Source organism: Blastomonas sp. RAC04 (genome assembly GCF_001713435.1).
Lineage (GTDB): Bacteria > Pseudomonadota > Alphaproteobacteria > Sphingomonadales > Sphingomonadaceae > Blastomonas > Blastomonas fulva.
The window spans coordinates 894,955-911,900 of sequence record NZ_CP016460.1; the positions used below are offsets into that span (position 1 = coordinate 894,955).

Consider the following 16,946-nt stretch of genomic DNA (forward strand, 5'->3'; position numbering starts at 1 on the left):
AGCGCATAACCGGGCGGGACGGCTGTGTCATCCGTCCCGCCGCGGCCTGCGTGTCAATCGCGCCAGCTGGGATCGATCTTGTCGACCTTGCGCACCATGGCGGCAAAATCGGGCACGCCCGCGCCCATCGGCAATTGCACCTGGCTGAGATCGCGCTGGTGGACATCGATCACGTCCTGCGACACCAGGATCGGCTTGCCCATCGACATCGTCGCCAGCTGGATCTCGCAGGCGCGCTGCAGCGCCCAATAGGTGATGAAGGCTTCGGGCAGGGTGCGGCCCATCACGACCGGGCCATGGTTCCTGAGCATCAGGATGCGCTTGCCGGTGACCGCCTCGACCAGCCGGTCGCCTTCTTCGGCGCGGACGGTGACGCCCTCGAAATCATGATAGGCGATGTTGCCGATGAAGTTGCAGGCATAGAAATTGGTCGGCTGCAATCCGCCTTCGGTCGAACACACCGCCATCGTCGCGGTGGTGTGGGTGTGGATGATGCAGTGCATCTCGGGAATGCGCTTGTGGAACACGCTGTGCTGGGTGAAGCCGGCCTTGTTGACGGGGTAGGGCGATCCGTCGAGCTTTTCGCCTTCCGAATTGATCTTGACGAGGTTGGAGGCACACACCTCGCTGAAGTGCAGGCCATAAGGGTTGATCAGGAACGCGTCTTCCTCGCCCGGCACCTTGAGCGTGATGTGGTTGTAGATCATCTCGGACCAGCCCATCATGTCGAACACGCGGTAGCACGACGCGAGCAGCTTGCGGGCTTCGTGCTCTTCGGTGGACATCTGGGGGCTGGTCTTCAAGGCGGTGGCCATCGCGCTCTCCTGTCACTATCTTTGGTGGCTATGTGCAACCTGTATCGCATGACAAGCAACGCCGATGCAATCCGGCAGTTGTTCGGCGCTCATGTCGGCTCGGTCGAACTCGCAGCGACCAACCTGCCGGCGTTCGATGCCATCTATCCCGATTACGAGGCGCCGGTGATCATTGCCCGACCGGCAGGCGCGGCGCTGGGGATGATGCGCTGGGGTTGGCCGCCGTTCGGCGAGGTCAAGCGTCCGATTACCAACGTGCGCAATCTGCAGTCGCCGATGTGGCGCAGCGCGCTTGGCGATCCGCGGCGCCGCTGCCTTGTCCCCGTTACCGCCTTTTGCGAATATGGCGCGCAGCCCGACCCAGAGACGAAACGCAAGCGGCAGCACTGGTTCGCGCTGCGATCTGGCGATCCGTTCGCCTTTGCCGGCATCTGGCGCCCGACCGAGGAAGGCGCGCGCTATGCGTTCCTGACCTGCGAGCCCAATGCGATGGTGGGCGCGGTGCATCCCAAGGCCATGCCGGTGATGCTGACGGGGGACGCGCTGCAAATCTGGCTGCGCGCCGATTGGGAAGAGGCGCGCGGGCTTGTGCAGCCCTTTGACGAGGCGCTGATGCACGAGCTCGCGCCGGAAGCTTCACCCGATGCAGCCATGCCACAACCCGGGCTGTTCGGCGGATAATCGGCGAAATCCCTTGAAAACCCCGTCATGCACTGGTAACGGCCTGCTCGTGACCGACAGCCCGGTGGCTGGCGTGCCCTTGACTATTGGCCTTTACCGTATGGCTTGAGCATCCGTTTTCCGCGCCCCAAGGCGTGGCGCGAGCGGATTTGCTGGCCGAAAAAGAATATGGAGCTGACGTAAGTTTATGCAGATTCTCGTACGCGATAACAATGTTGACCAGGCGCTGCGGGCGCTCAAGAAGAAGCTGCAGCGCGAAGGCGTGTATCGCGAAATGAAGCTGCGTCGTCATTACGAGAAGCCCTCGGAAAAGCGCGCTCGTGAAAAGGCTGCCGCTGTGCGTCGCGCCCGCAAGCTTGAGCGCAAGCGCATGGAACGTGACGGCGCCAAGTAAGACGGTTATAGCATCACGAAATTGGCGGAGCGGGGGGACCGATTCGCCGCATAAGCCCCTGGATGTGTTTCCAAGCCCTTGAAAGGACTGGAAAAATTACCAGGGGTTCGTGGTTCGATAACCGGAGGCTGCCATGTCCGTAACGCGCGTTCCTATCCCGCCGCTTGAAAAAGGCTCGCTCACCAAATTGTGGTTGGGTGTTGCAGTTGCCGTGCTGATCGCCGGTGGAACCGCCTGGGCAGGCCTGCAGGGCATTCCGCAGTCGGCGTCCGGGTTCCTCGCCAGCAACGCTGACGAACCTGGCGTGGTGACCACCGAAAGCGGTCTTCAGATCAAGGAAATCACCAAGGGTACCGGTCCTTCGCCGACCGACGCCGATGTGACCCTGATCAACTACGAAGGCACGCTGATGGACGGCAAGGCCTTTGATGCCAACCAGCGCGTTCCGATGCCGGTGGCAGGATCGATTCCCGGTTTCTCCGAAGCTCTGAAGCGGATGCAGCGTGGCGGCAAGTACCGCCTGTGGATCCCGCCCGAACTCGGCTATGGCGCCGAAGAAAAGGCCAACCCGCAAACGGGTGAGGTCGTCATTCCGGCCAACAGCCTGCTGATCTTCGACGTCGAGCTGGTAGAGTTCATCCCCGAGGTCCAGCTGCGCGCGATGCAGCAGCAGCTTCAGGGCCAGGCCGGACCCGGTGGCCCGCCGCCAGGGGCAGGCGGACCGCCTCAGGGCGTTCCGGGAATGCCGGGCAACTGATACGCAAACAAAAAGGCCGGTGAATTCACCGGCCTTTTTTGTTTCCCGCATCCTGCAGCAGTGCAGCCGTGGATTAGCAGCCTTCGGGCTTCACGACCTCGAACGCCGCGACCATATCGCGGAAGAATTGCGGCACCAGCACCGGCGTCCGGGTCGCGAACTCCAGATGCACGTAGCTGATCGTCACGACCGTGAGCAGCTCCTCGCCGCGGAAGATTGCGCACTGGCTGGTCAGGCTGCTGTTGCCAATGCGGACCATGCGCACTGCCAGATCGATCATGTCGTCGGCAACTGCGCTGGCGCGGAAATCGACCGCGGCATGGCGGACCATCATGTCATGGTCGGGGCCGAACAGGTTGAACCCGCCGCCGCCATCCATGCCACTGGCGATGCGCAGCGTGCGGAAATATTCGGTGATCCCGACATCGGCGAACATCAGATAGTTGGCGTTGAAGACGATGTTTTGCAGATCGACCTCATGATAGTGCACGCGCTTGGACGCAATGGAGCGGAACATGGCGCGGGTGGGCGCGTCAGTCATAAATTCGATCCCCTGTGATCTGTGCTTCGCCCCGCGAACTGGCGCAAAAAAAGGGGGGCGTAAAGCCCCCCTATATCCCTGTTTTCAACCGCTTGCGTTTCTATCGCCGCAAGGGCTGTGACCAAGCCCGGTCAACTGTAAGATGTATCAGAACTTGAAGCGAACAAGGCCGCCGAAAGTGCGCGGTGCGTTGGGATAGCCCGACACGGTGCCGGCCTGTGCAACGCTCGGGAAGACCGTCAGAATGAACTGCTGGTCCAGCAAGTTGCGGGCAAAAGCACCGACTTCGATACCGTTGTTGAGCTGCAAGGTCATCGAGCCATTCACCAGATTGACTTCGCGGCGGAACTGGTTGGCGTTGAAGCCTGCGATCCCGTCGAGAATATTGACGTTGCTTTCGTGGCTGTAATCCAGGCGGCTGATCAGCCTGGTGCCGCTGTCGCCAAACTCGTGGGTGTGCGTGACCGAAGTCCGGAGGCTCCATTCCGGAATACCGCCAGGACGCCGACCGGACAGATCTCCCAGCGGACCAGTGCTGAAATCGTCATACTTGGCGTCGAGATAGGTCGCAGCAAACGTGAACACCAGCCCTTCAGACGGCTGGACCGTGGTGTCGAGCTCGAAGCCCTTGACCGACTGCTGGCCTGCATTCGCCAGACCGAAGCCAAGCCCAGTGAACAGGAAGCTCTGGAAGCCCTGGATCGTCTGATCGAACAGCGCGAGGTTGACACCAAACCCGTCCCACTGCGCCTTCATGCCGATTTCATAGACCTCGGCTTCTTCCGGCCCGGCAAAGCGGGTTCCGGTCGAGAGGTTCGGCGTGTTCAGGCCGGCATTGGTGAGCGGCGACGATGGCGCAGCAAAGGACGACCCGCGTCCTGCAGGGCCAGGGCCAGGAATGAAGTCGGTAGACAGCGGACGGCTATCGCGCGACAGGTTCACCGAGCTCGCCTTGAAGCCGGTCGCATAGCTGGCATAGACGTTGATCTCGTCCGAGATCTGATAGGCGGCCCGCAACAGGTACGTGAATTTGTCATCACGGGTACGGCCATCTTCGACCACGTTCGGTACATCGGGCGACTGCGTCTGGAACTGCAGCACACCGAGCGGGAGCAGGGTGTTGATCGCAGGGTTGGTCGCCGCAGCGAGCAGTGCCTGCTGGTTGGCAGCCGGCAGTGCCTGGAACTGCTGACGGGTGCGCACCGCCCCGCCGGTCGCGCCGGTGATGAAGGCATCGACAAAGTTGATGCTCGCCAGCGGATCCAGGGCATCAAAGTTGATCCCGAAGTTCTTCTTGTCGTCGGTATAGTTGAAACCGGCGGTGAACACGAGGCCATCGACAGGCTCGAAATCGACCGTGCCGAAAATCGACCACGACTTGTTATCGAGCGCAAAACGTTCCTGTGTCAGGAAATTGCCACCGAGGATGCTGTTGCGCGGCAGACCCAAACCTGCCTCGACGTTGTTCAGCACAGCATTGCCGATAGCAACGCGCTGGGCCGGGGTCGCTCCGGGCGGAACCAGCGCAGCGGGCGCGGCCTGGAACGCGGCGAAGTTGCGGAAGTCGCGGCCAATCGTCAGATTGCTGTCCTGCGTGATGTTTTCGTCGAAATAATAACCGCCCAGCAGGAAGTTGATCGGACCGTCGAAATCGCTCGCGATGCGCAGTTCCTGCGTGAAGGTGGACACGGCCTGATCACGGGTCTCGGCGGTGATGTCAGCGCTGGTAAAGTCGACATCCTGCGTGAAGGCGTTGGTCAACTCACGATAGGCGGTGATCGAGGTCAGGCTGAACGCGCCAAGCGACCAGTCGACCTGACCGGAGAAGCCGTAGTTCTCGTTGCGGTTGAACGGCACAGCATTGACGAAATTGTCGAAGCTGAAGAAGTCGGTGGGGAACCGGCCGCCGATTCCGCCGACCGCACCGGCCGTGATCGGGCCGACGATGACGTTGCTGGTCTGGCAGCAGCTTTCATCGATCTTCGAATAATCCGCAATCAGGCGAATCTTGATGTCGGAGGTGGGCTCGATCAGCAGGTTGCCGCGGACCGACCAGCGGTCGCGGTTGTTGATGTCGGCGTTGTTGAGGTTGACGATCCGGCCGAAGCCGTCGCGCTTCTGGTATGTGCCGTCGAGCGAGAAAGCGATGTTTTCGGTAATAGGCCCGGTCACTTCACCGCGAAGGTTGATCGCGTTGAAATTGCCGTAGCTCGCTTCGACCTGTCCGCCGAATTCGTACTGCGGCTCCTTGGTCACGATCGAGATCACGCCGGCGCTGGCGTTCTTGCCGAACAGCGTCGATTGCGGGCCGCTCAGCACTTCGACGCGGCTGATGAGGTTGAGGTCGGAAATCGCCGAAGCCGAACGCGAACGGAACACGCCGTCGATGAACACGCCGACCGAAGGCTCGATACCGAAATTGTTATCGCCGTTGCCGAAGCCGCGGATGATGAAGGTGGTGGCCGACGATGTCTGGAGCTGGCTGACGCGCAGCGAAGGCACCACGGTCTGCAGGTCAAGCACGTCGCGGATCTGAGCGCGCTCGATCGTCTCGCCGCTGGTCACCGATACCGAGATCGGCACTTCCTGCAGCGTCTGTTCGCGCTTGGATGCTGTCACGATGATGACGCTGCTGTCGACTTCCGCATCTTCCTGCGCCACGTCCTGTGCAAGCGCGGCGCCCGGCATGGCCAGGGTCCCGATGGCGGCGCCCGAAAGCAGAATCGACTTGATACGGGTGTGGGTGATTTTCATGGGTGGTTCTCCCCTAAGGTGACTGACAAAACGGCCCGATTGGTCCGGGCTCCGTTCGGCTTTGGATCGTCCTTATGACTGGTGCGCACGAGCCACAATCGAAAAGCGGGGGAAATGAACGCGATTCCAGCGGTCGCGTGATAAAAATGCAACGAAAAGCGGCTATGCTGCAGCGGCAGTTGCGCTTATGGCAATTGTGCGCTGCAGCATTCCGTTAACGTCAAGCTTATTGCGTCAATTCGGGGCCAGTCAGTCCAGCCTGGCACAGGCCGTTTTGAGCCAGGCGAGTGCGTCGCCCTGAAGCTGCGGGCCGACGATTTCCAGCACGCGGGCATGGTAATCGTCGATCCACGCGCGCTCGATGGTGCTGAGCAGGCCAGGCTCGATCGCGTTGCGGTCGATCGGCGCGAAGGTCAGCGTCTCGAAGCCCAGCATGGGCTGTTCTGCGCCGTCGATATCCACCTCCTCGACCAGCACCAGATTTTCGATGCGGATGCCGAATTCGCCCGCCTTGTAATAGCCTGGCTCGTTGGAGCAGATCATGCCGGGGCGCAAAGGTTCGCCCTGGCCGCCAAAGGCCGCTATGCGTTGCGGTCCTTCGTGCACCGAAAGGAAGCTGCCCACGCCATGGCCGGTGCCATGCGCGTAATCGACCCCGTCCGCCCACAGATACTGCCGCGCCAGGGCGTCGAGTTGGCCGCCGCTGGTGCCGTGCGGAAAGCGGATCGTGGCAAGCGCGATATGGCCCTTGAGCACCTGGGTGAAGCGACGCTTCATCTCTGCTGTCGGGGTGCCGATGGCGATGGTGCGGGTGATATCGGTGGTGCCGTCGAGATACTGGCCGCCCGAATCGACGAGATACAGGCTGTCCATGACGATCGGCAGGTTGGTTTCCTCGCTGACCCGGTAATGGCAGATCGCGCCGTTGGACGATGCCCCCGAGATCGTGTCGAACGAGGTGTCGACCAGCTTGCCGGTCTGCTCGCGGAACGACAGCAGCTTTGCGGCGGCCGAAAGCTCGGTCTCGCCGCCTGCGGGGCCCGCGATCGACAGCCAGTGCAGGAAGTTGCTCACGGCGGCTCCATCGCGCGCCTGCGCGGCACGCTGCCCGGCAATCTCGGTGTCGTTCTTCATCGCGCGCGGCAGCACGCTGGGGTCGCGCCGTGCCGCGATTTTGGCGCCGGCGCTTTCGAGGCGCGAGAAGATCGCCGCAACCGCTCGCTCGGGATCGACCGCCACGGTCTTGCCGCCCAGCGCATCGAGCCCGGCCTCGAACGCGTCATAAGCGTGCAGCGCCACCTGGTTGCCCAGATGCGCGCGCAGCGCGTCGCTGACCTTTTCCGGTGCAACATACAGATCGGCAGTGCCGTCCTGATGGACTACGCCATAGGACAATGTGACCGGCGTGTGGCTGATGTCGCCGCCGCGCACATTGAACACCCAGGCGACCGAATCGAGCGCGGTGATGACCGCTGCATCCAGCCCCTGTTCGCTCAGCCAGCGCGCAATGTCCGCACGCTTGTCGGCGGATTCGCGGCCGGCATAGGCAATGGGGTGCGGATTCATACTTGCGGTGGGGCGTTCGGGCTGGTCGTGCCAGACGGCGTCCACCGGATTGTTCTCGACCGCGACGAGCTCGGCGCCGGGCTTGCCGATCTGTGCGCGCACCTGCTTCACCCAGTCGCGGGTATGCAGCCACGCATCATAGCCGATCCTGCCGCCTTCGGGGGCGTTCTGACCCAGCCAGTCGGCGACCGATTGCTGCGCGGTGCCGACATAGTCGTACAACCGTCCGTCGACCTGATCGCGGACCTGGATGGTATAGCGTCCGTCGACGAAGATCGCCGCGCGATCGGCCAGCACCACGGCTGTCCCCGCCGATCCGCCGAAGCCGGTCAGCCATTCCAGCCGCTGGGCATAGCCGCCGATATATTCGCTCATGTGCTCGTCGCAGATCGGCACGACAAACCCGTGCAATCCCTGACGCTTCAGTTCTTCGCGCAGCTCCGCCAGGCGGGCTTCATGGGTGGACATCAGCATAGGCTTGCAGCAACTCCTTGCAAAAGCGGTTGGCCAGCAAGATAGAGATGAACTGCGTCCAGCGCCAGTCCGTCCCGGACCGTGGTACAACAGGAAGATGGTCTGCCATGTCGCTTCGCCTGCGAATTTCACCTGTCTTGCTCTGCGCTGCCATCGGCGCGGTCGCGGGGTTTGCAATCCCCTTGTCTTCTGCCGCTCATGCCAATGAAAGGGCATCCATGTCTCAACCCACCCAGCCGCCGATCGCCGAGCAGCGGCCCTACAGCTTCGAACGCCATGGCGTGACTATCCAGGACCCGTGGCACTGGCTGAAGGACGAGGGCTATCCCAAGGTCGACGATGCCGATGTGATTGCCTATCTGAACGCCGAGAACGGCTGGTTCGAAGCGCAGATGAAGCCGCTCGAGCCTTTGGTCGAAACGTTGTTCCAGGAGATGAAGGGCCGGATCAAGGAGGATGACTCCTCGGTCCCGCAGAAGGATGGCGACTGGCTGTACTGGGTCGAATACGACAAGGGCGCGCAGTACAAGAAATGGTATCGCAAGCCGGTGGCGGGCGGCGACAAGGTGCTGCTGCTCGACGAAACCGAACTGGCAAAGGATGCCGAGTATTTTCGCCTCGGCGCGTTCTCGGTCAGCCCTGATGGTCGGCTGCTGGCCTATGCGATCGACGATGACGGCTCCGAACGGTTCGAGGCGCGGATCAAGGATCTGACAACCGGCAAGGACCTTCCCGACATCATCCCCGGCACGCTTTCGTCGCTGATCTGGCGGGCGGATTCGGGAGCGCTGCTCTATGGCCTCGCCAACGAGAACTGGCGGACCGACAATGCCCGGCTGCACGTGCTGGGGACCCCAACCGAGAGCGATGTAGAGCTCTACAAGGAAGCCGACGAGGGCTTTCGCGTCGATATCGGCATGACCTCGTCGGAGAAGTACATCGTCATCGCCACCGGCGACAACGAGACCAGCGAGGTGCGGCTGGTGCCCGCGGCCGATCCGCAAGCAGAGCCGATCCTCATCCGTCCGCGCCAGAAAGGTGTCGAATATGCGGTGGAGGAGCGCGACGGCACGCTGTTCATCCACACCAATGACGGCCACATCAATTTCCGCCTCGCCACCGCGCGGATCGAGGCGCCCGGCGCGTGGACCACGCTGATCGAAGGATCGGACGAATTCTACATGACCGACATGACCGCCTTCAAGGACTTCTATGTCATCGAAGGGCGGCGCAACGGGCTCGATCAGATCGAGATCCGCGATTATGCCGATCCTTCGAAGACCGCGCCGATCACATTCCCCGAGGCGAGCTATGCCGCCTCGCTCGGCGACAATCCCGAATGGGACATGAAGGTGCTGCGGCTCGCCTATGAATCGATGGTCACGCCCGACACGGTGTATGACTATGATGTCGCCACCGGGAAGCTGACGGTGCTCAAGGTGCAAGAAGTGCCTTCGGGCTATAACGCCGCTGACTACAAGACCGAACGGGTCATGATCGCCGCGCGCGACGGCACTCAGGTCCCGGTGTCGATCATCACCCGCAAGGACTTCAAGCAGGACGGCACCGCGCCGCTGCACCTCTATGCCTATGGCGCTTATGGCTACGCGATCCCGCCGAGTTTCTCGGTGACGCGGCTGAGCATGGTGGATCGCGGCTTTGCCTATGCCATCGCGCACATCCGTGGCGGCGACGATCTGGGACGCCAGTGGTATCTGGACGGCAAGCTCACCAAGCGTACCAACACGTTCAACGACTTTGTCGATGTCGCCAAGGGCCTGATCGAGCGCGACTATACCGCCAAGGGCAAGGTCACCGCCAGCGGTGGCTCCGCCGGGGGCGAACTGATGGGGGCGATCGTCAATTCGGACCCAGAACTCTGGGGCGCGGTGGTGGCGCATGTGCCGTTTGTCGACGTGCTCAACACCATGCTCGACGAGACCTTGCCGCTGACCCCGGGCGAATGGCCGGAATGGGGCAACCCGATCACCGACAAGGCCGCGTTCGATCTGCTGCGCTCGTACAGCCCCTATGACAATGTCGGCGCGCATGCCTATCCGCCGATGCTGGTGACCGCAGGTCTCAACGATCCGCGCGTGACCTATTGGGAGCCGGCCAAATGGGTCGCCAAGCTGCGTGTCACCAAGACTGACGATAATGTGCTGCTGCTCAAGACCAACATGGGCGCTGGCCATGGCGGCAAGTCCGGGCGGTTCGATTCGCTCAAGGAAACCGCCGAGGAATTCGCCTTCCTGCTCTGGCAGATGGGGATGGCGGGGAAGTAACCGGCGCAGCGCTCTGGCCGGCCGGGCAGGGGATCATCCCCTGCACGGCCCCAGCTGTTCGAGCACGAAGTTGTAGTCGCGCCGCGCCAGATCATTGTCGGCAGGCGTATCGGACACCAGCGCGCGGGAAGGGACCTGCGCGGGCAGCGAGCAGGCGAGACGGTACCACAGCAGCGTGCCCTTGCGCGGCGGCGCGGCGGCCTCATCGACGATTTCGGTCAGCGATACCGCCCAACGCGCGACGAGGCCGGGACGGCGCAGCACCGTGATCGACACCGGGTCACCGGTCGACGTCGCCAGGAAAATCTGGGTTTCGCCTTCTCCCTGCAGATTGCCGCGCACGTGCAAAGCCTCGCGGATGCCACGAATGGCCGGTGGCGCGCCGGGCGCGACCAGTTCGGTGACGATCGTGCGCACCTGCTGATCGGCAGCGGGAGTCCAGGGGACCTGCGCGTCCTTTGTGACGAGCTGCACCTCGCCCGGGCGCGTGCCGGGCCTTGCGAAAAGCAGGAACTGCGCCTTTTTGAGCTTGGGCACCTTTCCGCGCGCGTCACGCGGAATATCCACCAGGTAGCGAATCGATTCGGAAACGCCCGCTTTTCCGCGAATGAGATTCATTACCTGCGCCTCCACAAACAGCCTCGCCATGCTGACGGGAACGTCTGGCGCCCTTGCGGCTTCCACCAAGGTGGCCTTCTTGACCTGCACCTTCAGCACGACGGGCGCGGTGTCGGCGAGGCGAGCCAGCGCAACATAGTCCAGCTCGGGGGGCGCCTGAAAACCTTGCGCATGCAAGGGAATTGCCGGGGAAACCGCGGTTGCAAGCGCTGTTGCGACCGCAAGGCAGGTCAGGGCGCGGGGCATCGATCAATCTCCTGGCGTGGATGGGGGAAGGGACGGCTTTCGCGGCTCAAAGGTTAATTCAAACTGAATCCATTTAAGCGATTGCCTGCTGATAAGTTGCGCGTTAAATCCCCTTTCGGGCAAGAGAAAAACAAACCAGAGGCTGAAAAGCGGTGGAACAGCGGGGCGGCCAGATCGGTTGCAATCCGCAATTCATGCGTTTCAAGCACCAGCCGCGGTCATCGGCTGGTTTGTCCGGGCGTCGCGTATTGAATGATAGGCGCTACCCGGGGGACAGGTTTAATAAGGGTAAGGAGCGTCGTTTCTGAATGGCCTATGCTGATCAACAGGCAAGCGGAAACAAGATAGTTTCCCTCGTTGTCGTGGCGCTGATTCACATCGTTGTGATCTACGCCCTGGTGACGGGACTTGCATATAGCGCGGTCAAATCGGTCGCGGAAAAGCTTAACGTCGTCGACGTTGAAGAAGAGGTGATCGAGCCTGAAGAGCCGCCACCACCGCCGCCGGACCAGCCGATTACGCCGCCGCCAGTGGTAACCCCACCGCCGATCGTGCGTACTCCGCCGACTTCGGCGCCGACCATAACCACCACCAACACACCGCCGCCGATCTTCAATCCGACGCCGATTGTTGCTCCGCCGCCTGCACCGCCGGCTCCGCCGCCGGCGCCTTCGAAGGCTTCGGGTGCGTCACCTCGTGGTAATCCGGGCAGCTGGGCTACGCCGAACGACTATCCGGCACGGGCACTGCGTGAAGAGCGTGCAGGGACCACCCGGTTCCGCGTTTCGATCGGCCCCGATGGACGTGTCACGGATTGCCAGATCACCGGTTCAAGCGGCCATGCCGATCTTGACGAGGCGACCTGCAAGAATGTCACTCGCAGGGCGCGCTTCAAGCCCGCTCTCGACGCGGCAGGCAATGCGATTTCGGACACCTATTCGAACGCGGTTCGCTGGGAAATCCCGAAGTAATCTTTGGACTGGATGCCGCTGTGGCGGACTGGGTTTTGGTTTTTAGACGCACCGGTTTTGTAACGGCGCTCTATACATTTTCTGAGAGGAAGTTTTGATGTTGATTGAAATGCTTGCTGCGGCTGGAGCCGAGGCGCCGAAAAACGCTTTCGGTTTTATGGAAGCACTCGAACAGGGCGGTGTCATCGCTTATGCGACCGTCGGCATCCTTGGTATCATGTCGTTCGGTTCGTTCTTCATCCTGTTCACCAAGCTGTTCGAACAGCAGAAGGTCCTGTCGCAGGGCCAGAAGGTCCGTGACACGTTCTGGCGTGCAGGCAGCATCAAGGAAGGTGCCGCCAAGCTGGAGAAGAACACCGCGTACCGCCAGATCGTCGACGACGGCATCAAGGCGCAGGAAGAGCATGCCAAGCTGACCGATCCCGTCGAAGCCCATGACTGGCTGCACGGCTCGCTGGGTCGCTCGGAAGCAGCGATCAACGCCAAGCTCGCAGGCGGCCTGCCGTTCCTGGCAACCGTGGGTGCGACCTCGCCGTTCATCGGTCTGTTCGGTACCGTTATCGGTATCTACCGCGCACTGATCAAGATCGGCATTTCGGGTTCGGCATCGATCGACCAGGTGGCAGGTCCGGTTGGTGAAGCACTGATCATGACCGCACTGGGTCTGGGCGTTGCGGTTCCCGCCGTGCTTGCCTACAACTGGCTGCAGGCTCGCAACAAGCAGATCGCAGCGCAGCTCAGCGCCTTTTCGACCGACGTGCTCGGTTACATGGCATCGAATGGCGCAGTGATCCCCGCAGCACCTGGCAAGCCGGTTCCTGCTGGCAAGCCTGCTGCTCCGGTCGCTGCTGCACCGATCAAGAAGTAAGAGACGTTCATCACGCCGGCGGCAGGCCTTAACAGGGCTTCCGCCGGCTGGTGGTGTCGGCACCCATGGCAGGTCTGAAAGGCGCTGCGCTGGGCTTTCCGATGCCGACATGCTCAAGACTGCTGCGCGATAGCGCAAAACCAATCCGCGGCCACATGGCTCGGTAAGTAGAGAATAGGATTTATTGCGATGGCAATGAGCGTTGGAGGCGACGGCGGCAAGGAAAAGCCGATGTCTGACATCAACACGACGCCGCTTGTGGACGTCATGCTGGTGCTTCTCATCATCTTCCTGATCGCGATTCCGGTGGTTATCCAGACCGTGGACGACCTGACCATTCCGGTTATCGAATTCGAGCCGACCGAAACCAAGGCAGAAAACATCCTTCTGTCCGTGACGACCACCGACGCCAGCGGCCTGAGCCCCGGCGACGATGGCTTTGCAGGTGCAAGCCCGAACGGCGAATGCCGGGTCTATGTGAACGTCACCCCGGTCGACAATGTCGAACTGCAGGAAATCGCGGTCAAGCGGCTTGAATCGATCATCGAAGCTGCTGGTGGCGTCGAAAACCTGGAGGAAGAAGATCTTCCCGAAGTGCATATCCGCGGCGACATCAATGCTCCCTACAGGTGCATTGGCGGCGCGATCTTCACGATGCAGCGTGCCGGGTTTGCCAAGGTCGGCTTCATCTCTTCGCCGATCGACCTGACGGCAGTTTGATAGAGGCCGTCACGCGATGACGGCCTCCACTACAGAAATTTGGGAGTAGCTTGATATGGCAATGAGTGGCGGCAGCGATGATGGCGAGCCGATGATGGAAATGAACACGACGCCGTTGATCGACGTCATGCTCGTTCTCCTCATCATGTTCATCATCACCATCCCGGTTCAGACCCATGCGGTAAAGATCGACCTGCCGCAGGACAGCCCGCCGCAGGACGTGGTTGTCGAGCCGGTCAAGAACAAGCTGATCGTCGATACCAACGACACCATTTCGTGGAATGGTACGCCGGTATCGCAGGCGCAGCTTGCTGGCATTCTTGCTCAGACCCGCAACATGGACCCTGAGCCTGAACTGCAGTTCCAGCCCGATGCACGCGCACGCTATCAGATCGTCGACGAGGTTCTCGTGGTGATCAAGCGCAGCGGCGTCACGAAGCTCGGCTTCGTCGGCAACGAGCAGTACGGTTCGTTCCAGAAGGCACCTGGCAAGTAATTCGCCAACGCCTTTGATGGTTACAAAAAAGAGGGCGGCGTAGCGATACGCCGCCCTCTTTTTGTGTCCCGCTGGGATGCTGTCAGATGTTGCGCTGCCGGTCCGAAAGCTGGCGCAGCGTTGCAAGCGCATCGCGCAAAGCTGCATCCATGTCGTCATCGACCGCTGCTTCCTGAGCATCCGTTTCCGGATCGCCATGGTCGGCGTCGATCTCGGATGCGATGTCCCCAGGCGCCTCTGCGGCTGGCTCGGCAACAGTAGCGCTCCAGTCGCTTGGAGCCGCTGTGGCATCGGCAAAAGCTTCGTTGGCTAGCGGTTCGATAGCGTCTTCGGTGATCCCCGCACCGCGGCGGATGCCGAAGCGTGGGTCTGCATCGCTCGCCACTACGGGTTCGATGCCGTTGATCGGGTTCGCTGCCGTGGTGAGCGCAATGACGCGTCCTGCAGGCACGACCGATGCCATCGCGGTGTCGCGGCGCTTGCCCAGGCCCCGCTCGAGCCGGTCGAGCAGTTCGGCGATTCCGAGTTTTTCATAGTCAGCGGTCGCCGGTTCGGCGGCATGCTGGTGAACGTGTTCGGCGTGTATCTCGGCCTGCTGGTCCTCTGGCTGCACCGGCTCAGGGGCCACAGCCTCCCAGGGGTCCTGCCCGTCTTCTTCCACTTCCGGCTCTGCCAGAGCAGGCGCAAAACGGAAAGAAGGTGCAGGCGCTGGTTCTGCCGGAGCGGGCTCGGCAGATGCCGGGGGTGCAAACGCCATGCTGGCGTCGAGGTCGAGCGGCATTGGTTCGGGATTGCTCTCAGCCGACTGTGCGCTGGCGGCCGCTGGCGACGCCAAGTCGGGTTCGCTCGCGACCTCGGCGTCGAGATCGCTGCTGGCCATGATCGGCGCGCGCACTGGCGCATCGGGATGCTGGTCGGCATTGCGGATCCGCAGGCGCTTCAAGTCCGCGAAATCGGAAACCTCGTCCTCTGCCGCTTCGCTCTTGCCAAAGCGCAGGGTCCGCAGCCATCCGGCGAGGCGGGATGTGCCCGAGCGGCTGGCCGATGCAGCCGCATCTTCGGATGACCCGGACTGCGCCGGATCGCTCTTCACGGCAGTTTCAAAACCCATAATGTCGGTCTCCCCGCGCGGCAGCAGCGCGAGCAGCGCTCCTGCGGTCAAAGTTCCTATTCCGGTGCTCAGCGCCAGCCGGGCGGTATTTCCCAGGGGCGGCGCAGCAGCGGGCAAAAGTTCGGCAATGCCATAGGCGCTGACAAAGCCCTCGATCGCATTCATCGGAATGAAGCTGCTGCCCACGGCTGCTGCCAGTCCGCCGCCGACCGCGATCGCGGCAGGATAGCGCACAGGCACGGCAGCTGCCGTTCCCTCCGCTTCTCCTGTCTCTTCGCCTCGCGTTTCGGCCATCGTCGTTAAACCTGTCACTGCGCCCTGGTCAGGCGGCGTTGTACACGCGTCCGCCCGCCTGGCGGTCTAGCATGCGTTGGTAAACGGGTTGATAACGCTCAACGTTGCGTGCCCAGTTGCGCTCCTCGGCGACAAAGGCCCGCGCGGCCTCGCGCCGGGCATCCCAGCCGTCGCGCGCTGCGACCAGATCGGCGAGCGACCGCGCGATGGCTGCCGGATCGTCGGCAGCGAACAGCGTTCCGGTCACGCCATCGGTGATCAGCTCGCGATGACCCCCGACATTGGACGCTGCCACCAGCCGCCCCTGCGCCATCGCTTCGAGCGGCTTGAGCGGGGTGACCGTTTCGGTGAGGCGCATGCCCTTGCGTGGATAGACCAGAATATCGATAAGGCTGTAATACTGCTCGACATCGTGATGCGGCACGCGCCCGGCAAAGCAGATCGCATGCGCCGCGGGCGAGGCGGCTGCCTGTGCCTGCAGCGCCGCTTCTGCCGGGCCGCCGCCCACAAGCAGCAGCCGGATATCGGGATTGCGTTCCAGCAGCAGCGGCATCGCCGCGATCAGGTCATCCAGCCCCTCGTACGGATAGTAGCTGCCGATAAAGCCGATCACGGTCTTGCCCGCCAGCCCCAGCGCCTTTGCGCGCTCCGGATCGGCAGGGACAGGGTTGCCGAACATCTCCATGTCGACGCCGTTGGGCGATACCATGATCTTGGATGCGGGAAAGCCGCGGCCGATCAGGTCGGTGCGCAAGCCCTCGCAGATCACCGCCACCGCATCCGCGCCGGCCACCGCCCGGTTCTCCATCTGCCGCGTCAGCCAGTATTTCGCAGATCCCGGACTGCCGGTGCCGTTGCCCACGGCGGCATCCTCCCAGAAGGCGCGGATCTCGTACAGCACAGGAAGACCGAGCTTGCGCCCGACCCGCAAAGCGGCGAGCCCGTCGAGTGCAGGCGAATGCGCGTGCAGGATGTCGGGCTTCCAGATCGCGCAGGTCGCCTCGGTCGCGCGGGCAAGCGCGGCGATATCGCGCCATTCGCGCAACCCCGGCGGTCCCGATATGCTCTCCATCGTGCGGTGGAAGGTCAGCCCGTCATGCACCTCGACCGCGTCGACCACGGCATCCTTGGGCAGCGAAGCCTGGTGGCGCACACTGGTGACGCCGCGCACCTCCAGCCCCAGGCGTTGCTGCGCCTTGAGGATGGCACGGGTACGGAAAGCATAGCCGCTGTGCAGCGGCAGGCTGTGGTCGAGGATGTGGAGTATCCGGGTCATGGCCGCCAAACCTATGGCGCAAAAGGTTTAACGCCGCGTCAACCCATTGCGGTTATGGCTTTAGACTTGGATGCGCCCG

General features: G+C 62.4%; 16 protein-coding genes. 8 read left to right on the forward strand and 8 right to left on the reverse strand.

The features are described from left to right. Positions 1–53 precede the first annotated feature (53 nt). Positions 54–815: a class II aldolase/adducin family protein gene (locus BSY18_RS05360; protein WP_069049911.1), complete on the reverse strand. Its 762-nt coding sequence runs from the start codon at positions 813–815 to the stop codon at positions 54–56. Between the two features lie 30 nt (positions 816–845). Between BSY18_RS05360 and BSY18_RS05365 the strand changes: the two genes are divergently transcribed. The 3 genes from BSY18_RS05365 to BSY18_RS05375 all read left to right on the forward strand — a co-directional run bounded on the left by BSY18_RS05365 (position 846) and on the right by BSY18_RS05375 (position 2,647). Then, positions 846–1,496, forward strand: coding sequence for an SOS response-associated peptidase (locus tag BSY18_RS05365; protein ID WP_069049912.1), 651 nt, complete (start codon positions 846–848; stop codon positions 1,494–1,496). 187 nt (positions 1,497–1,683) lie between these two features. Further along, the gene (gene rpsU, locus BSY18_RS05370) at positions 1,684–1,890 is read left to right on the forward strand and encodes a 30S ribosomal protein S21 (protein WP_007688176.1); all 207 of its coding nucleotides are present in this window, start codon (positions 1,684–1,686) and stop codon (positions 1,888–1,890) included. Between the two features lie 133 nt (positions 1,891–2,023). After that, on the forward strand, positions 2,024–2,647 hold the full coding sequence (locus tag BSY18_RS05375) for an FKBP-type peptidyl-prolyl cis-trans isomerase (protein ID WP_054132990.1): 624 nt from the start codon (positions 2,024–2,026) through the stop codon (positions 2,645–2,647). Positions 2,648–2,720: 73 nt separating this feature from the next. Here BSY18_RS05375 and BSY18_RS05380 read toward each other — a convergent pair whose 3' ends face one another. From BSY18_RS05380 to BSY18_RS21230, 4 genes are all read right to left on the reverse strand, one after another. Beyond that, a complete protein-coding gene (locus BSY18_RS05380) occupies positions 2,721–3,188 on the reverse strand; it encodes an acyl-CoA thioesterase (RefSeq protein ID WP_069049913.1) in 468 nt (155 codons plus the stop codon). A 147-nt stretch (positions 3,189–3,335) separates the two neighbouring features. Beyond that, positions 3,336–5,942 (reverse strand): TonB-dependent receptor, encoded by a 2,607-nt coding sequence (locus BSY18_RS05385; RefSeq protein ID WP_069049914.1) that lies wholly within the window; start codon positions 5,940–5,942, stop codon positions 3,336–3,338. 249 nt (positions 5,943–6,191) lie between these two features. Then, complete coding sequence (locus BSY18_RS05390) at positions 6,192–7,976, reverse strand: aminopeptidase P family protein (RefSeq protein WP_069051718.1); 1,785 nt, start codon at positions 7,974–7,976, stop codon at positions 6,192–6,194. Beyond that, positions 7,963–8,136, reverse strand: a complete 174-nt coding sequence (locus BSY18_RS21230; protein WP_171900178.1) for a hypothetical protein — start codon at positions 8,134–8,136, stop codon at positions 7,963–7,965. The genes BSY18_RS05390 and BSY18_RS21230 overlap by 14 nt, the downstream gene beginning before the upstream one ends. A gap of 64 nt (positions 8,137–8,200) precedes the next feature. On the opposite strand from BSY18_RS21230, the gene BSY18_RS05395 reads away from it, so the two are divergent. Then, complete coding sequence (locus BSY18_RS05395; RefSeq protein ID WP_069049915.1) at positions 8,201–10,267, forward strand: S9 family peptidase; 2,067 nt, start codon at positions 8,201–8,203, stop codon at positions 10,265–10,267. 33 nt (positions 10,268–10,300) lie between these two features. On the opposite strand, the gene BSY18_RS05400 is transcribed toward BSY18_RS05395, so the two are convergent. Continuing rightward, complete coding sequence (locus tag BSY18_RS05400; protein ID WP_236823455.1) at positions 10,301–11,131, reverse strand: hypothetical protein; 831 nt, start codon at positions 11,129–11,131, stop codon at positions 10,301–10,303. A gap of 308 nt (positions 11,132–11,439) precedes the next feature. Here BSY18_RS05400 and BSY18_RS05405 point away from each other — a divergent pair, with 308 nt between their 5' ends. From BSY18_RS05405 to BSY18_RS05420, 4 genes are all read left to right on the forward strand, one after another. Beyond that, positions 11,440–12,102 (forward strand): energy transducer TonB, encoded by a 663-nt coding sequence (locus tag BSY18_RS05405; RefSeq protein ID WP_054132986.1) that lies wholly within the window; start codon positions 11,440–11,442, stop codon positions 12,100–12,102. Positions 12,103–12,199: 97 nt separating this feature from the next. After that, a complete protein-coding gene (locus tag BSY18_RS05410; RefSeq protein WP_069049916.1) occupies positions 12,200–12,970 on the forward strand; it encodes a MotA/TolQ/ExbB proton channel family protein in 771 nt (256 codons plus the stop codon). 189 nt (positions 12,971–13,159) lie between these two features. After that, positions 13,160–13,690: an ExbD/TolR family protein gene (locus tag BSY18_RS05415; protein WP_054132984.1), complete on the forward strand. Its 531-nt coding sequence runs from the start codon at positions 13,160–13,162 to the stop codon at positions 13,688–13,690. Positions 13,691–13,745: 55 nt separating this feature from the next. Then, complete coding sequence (locus BSY18_RS05420; protein ID WP_054132983.1) at positions 13,746–14,186, forward strand: ExbD/TolR family protein; 441 nt, start codon at positions 13,746–13,748, stop codon at positions 14,184–14,186. 82 nt (positions 14,187–14,268) lie between these two features. Here the strand turns inward: BSY18_RS05420 and BSY18_RS05425 are convergent, their stop codons facing one another. Then, positions 14,269–15,591 carry a hypothetical protein gene (locus BSY18_RS05425; protein ID WP_069049917.1) on the reverse strand — a complete coding sequence of 441 codons (1,323 nt, stop codon included), beginning with the start codon at positions 15,589–15,591 and terminating at the stop codon, positions 14,269–14,271. A gap of 28 nt (positions 15,592–15,619) precedes the next feature. Then, complete coding sequence (locus tag BSY18_RS05430; RefSeq protein WP_069049918.1) at positions 15,620–16,867, reverse strand: TIGR04063 family PEP-CTERM/XrtA system glycosyltransferase; 1,248 nt, start codon at positions 16,865–16,867, stop codon at positions 15,620–15,622. Positions 16,868–16,946: the final 79 nt, after the last annotated feature.

Coding starts and splice junctions, on each gene's coding strand:
- BSY18_RS05360 (WP_069049911.1), bottom strand. CDS start 815: ATGGCCACCGCCTTGAAGACCAGCCCCCAGATGTCCACCGAAGAGCAC.
- BSY18_RS05365 (WP_069049912.1), top strand. CDS start 846: ATGTGCAACCTGTATCGCATGACAAGCAACGCCGATGCAATCCGGCAG.
- rpsU (WP_007688176.1), top strand. CDS start 1,684: ATGCAGATTCTCGTACGCGATAACAATGTTGACCAGGCGCTGCGGGCG.
- BSY18_RS05375 (WP_054132990.1), top strand. CDS start 2,024: ATGTCCGTAACGCGCGTTCCTATCCCGCCGCTTGAAAAAGGCTCGCTC.
- BSY18_RS05380 (WP_069049913.1), bottom strand. CDS start 3,188: ATGACTGACGCGCCCACCCGCGCCATGTTCCGCTCCATTGCGTCCAAG.
- BSY18_RS05385 (WP_069049914.1), bottom strand. CDS start 5,942: ATGAAAATCACCCACACCCGTATCAAGTCGATTCTGCTTTCGGGCGCC.
- BSY18_RS05390 (WP_069051718.1), bottom strand. CDS start 7,976: ATGTCCACCCATGAAGCCCGCCTGGCGGAGCTGCGCGAAGAACTGAAG.
- BSY18_RS21230 (WP_171900178.1), bottom strand. CDS start 8,136: ATGGCAGCGCAGAGCAAGACAGGTGAAATTCGCAGGCGAAGCGACATG.
- BSY18_RS05395 (WP_069049915.1), top strand. CDS start 8,201: ATGTCTCAACCCACCCAGCCGCCGATCGCCGAGCAGCGGCCCTACAGC.
- BSY18_RS05400 (WP_236823455.1), bottom strand. CDS start 11,131: ATGCCCCGCGCCCTGACCTGCCTTGCGGTCGCAACAGCGCTTGCAACC.
- BSY18_RS05405 (WP_054132986.1), top strand. CDS start 11,440: ATGGCCTATGCTGATCAACAGGCAAGCGGAAACAAGATAGTTTCCCTC.
- BSY18_RS05410 (WP_069049916.1), top strand. CDS start 12,200: ATGTTGATTGAAATGCTTGCTGCGGCTGGAGCCGAGGCGCCGAAAAAC.
- BSY18_RS05415 (WP_054132984.1), top strand. CDS start 13,160: ATGGCAATGAGCGTTGGAGGCGACGGCGGCAAGGAAAAGCCGATGTCT.
- BSY18_RS05420 (WP_054132983.1), top strand. CDS start 13,746: ATGGCAATGAGTGGCGGCAGCGATGATGGCGAGCCGATGATGGAAATG.
- BSY18_RS05425 (WP_069049917.1), bottom strand. CDS start 15,591: ATGGCCGAAACGCGAGGCGAAGAGACAGGAGAAGCGGAGGGAACGGCA.
- BSY18_RS05430 (WP_069049918.1), bottom strand. CDS start 16,867: ATGACCCGGATACTCCACATCCTCGACCACAGCCTGCCGCTGCACAGC.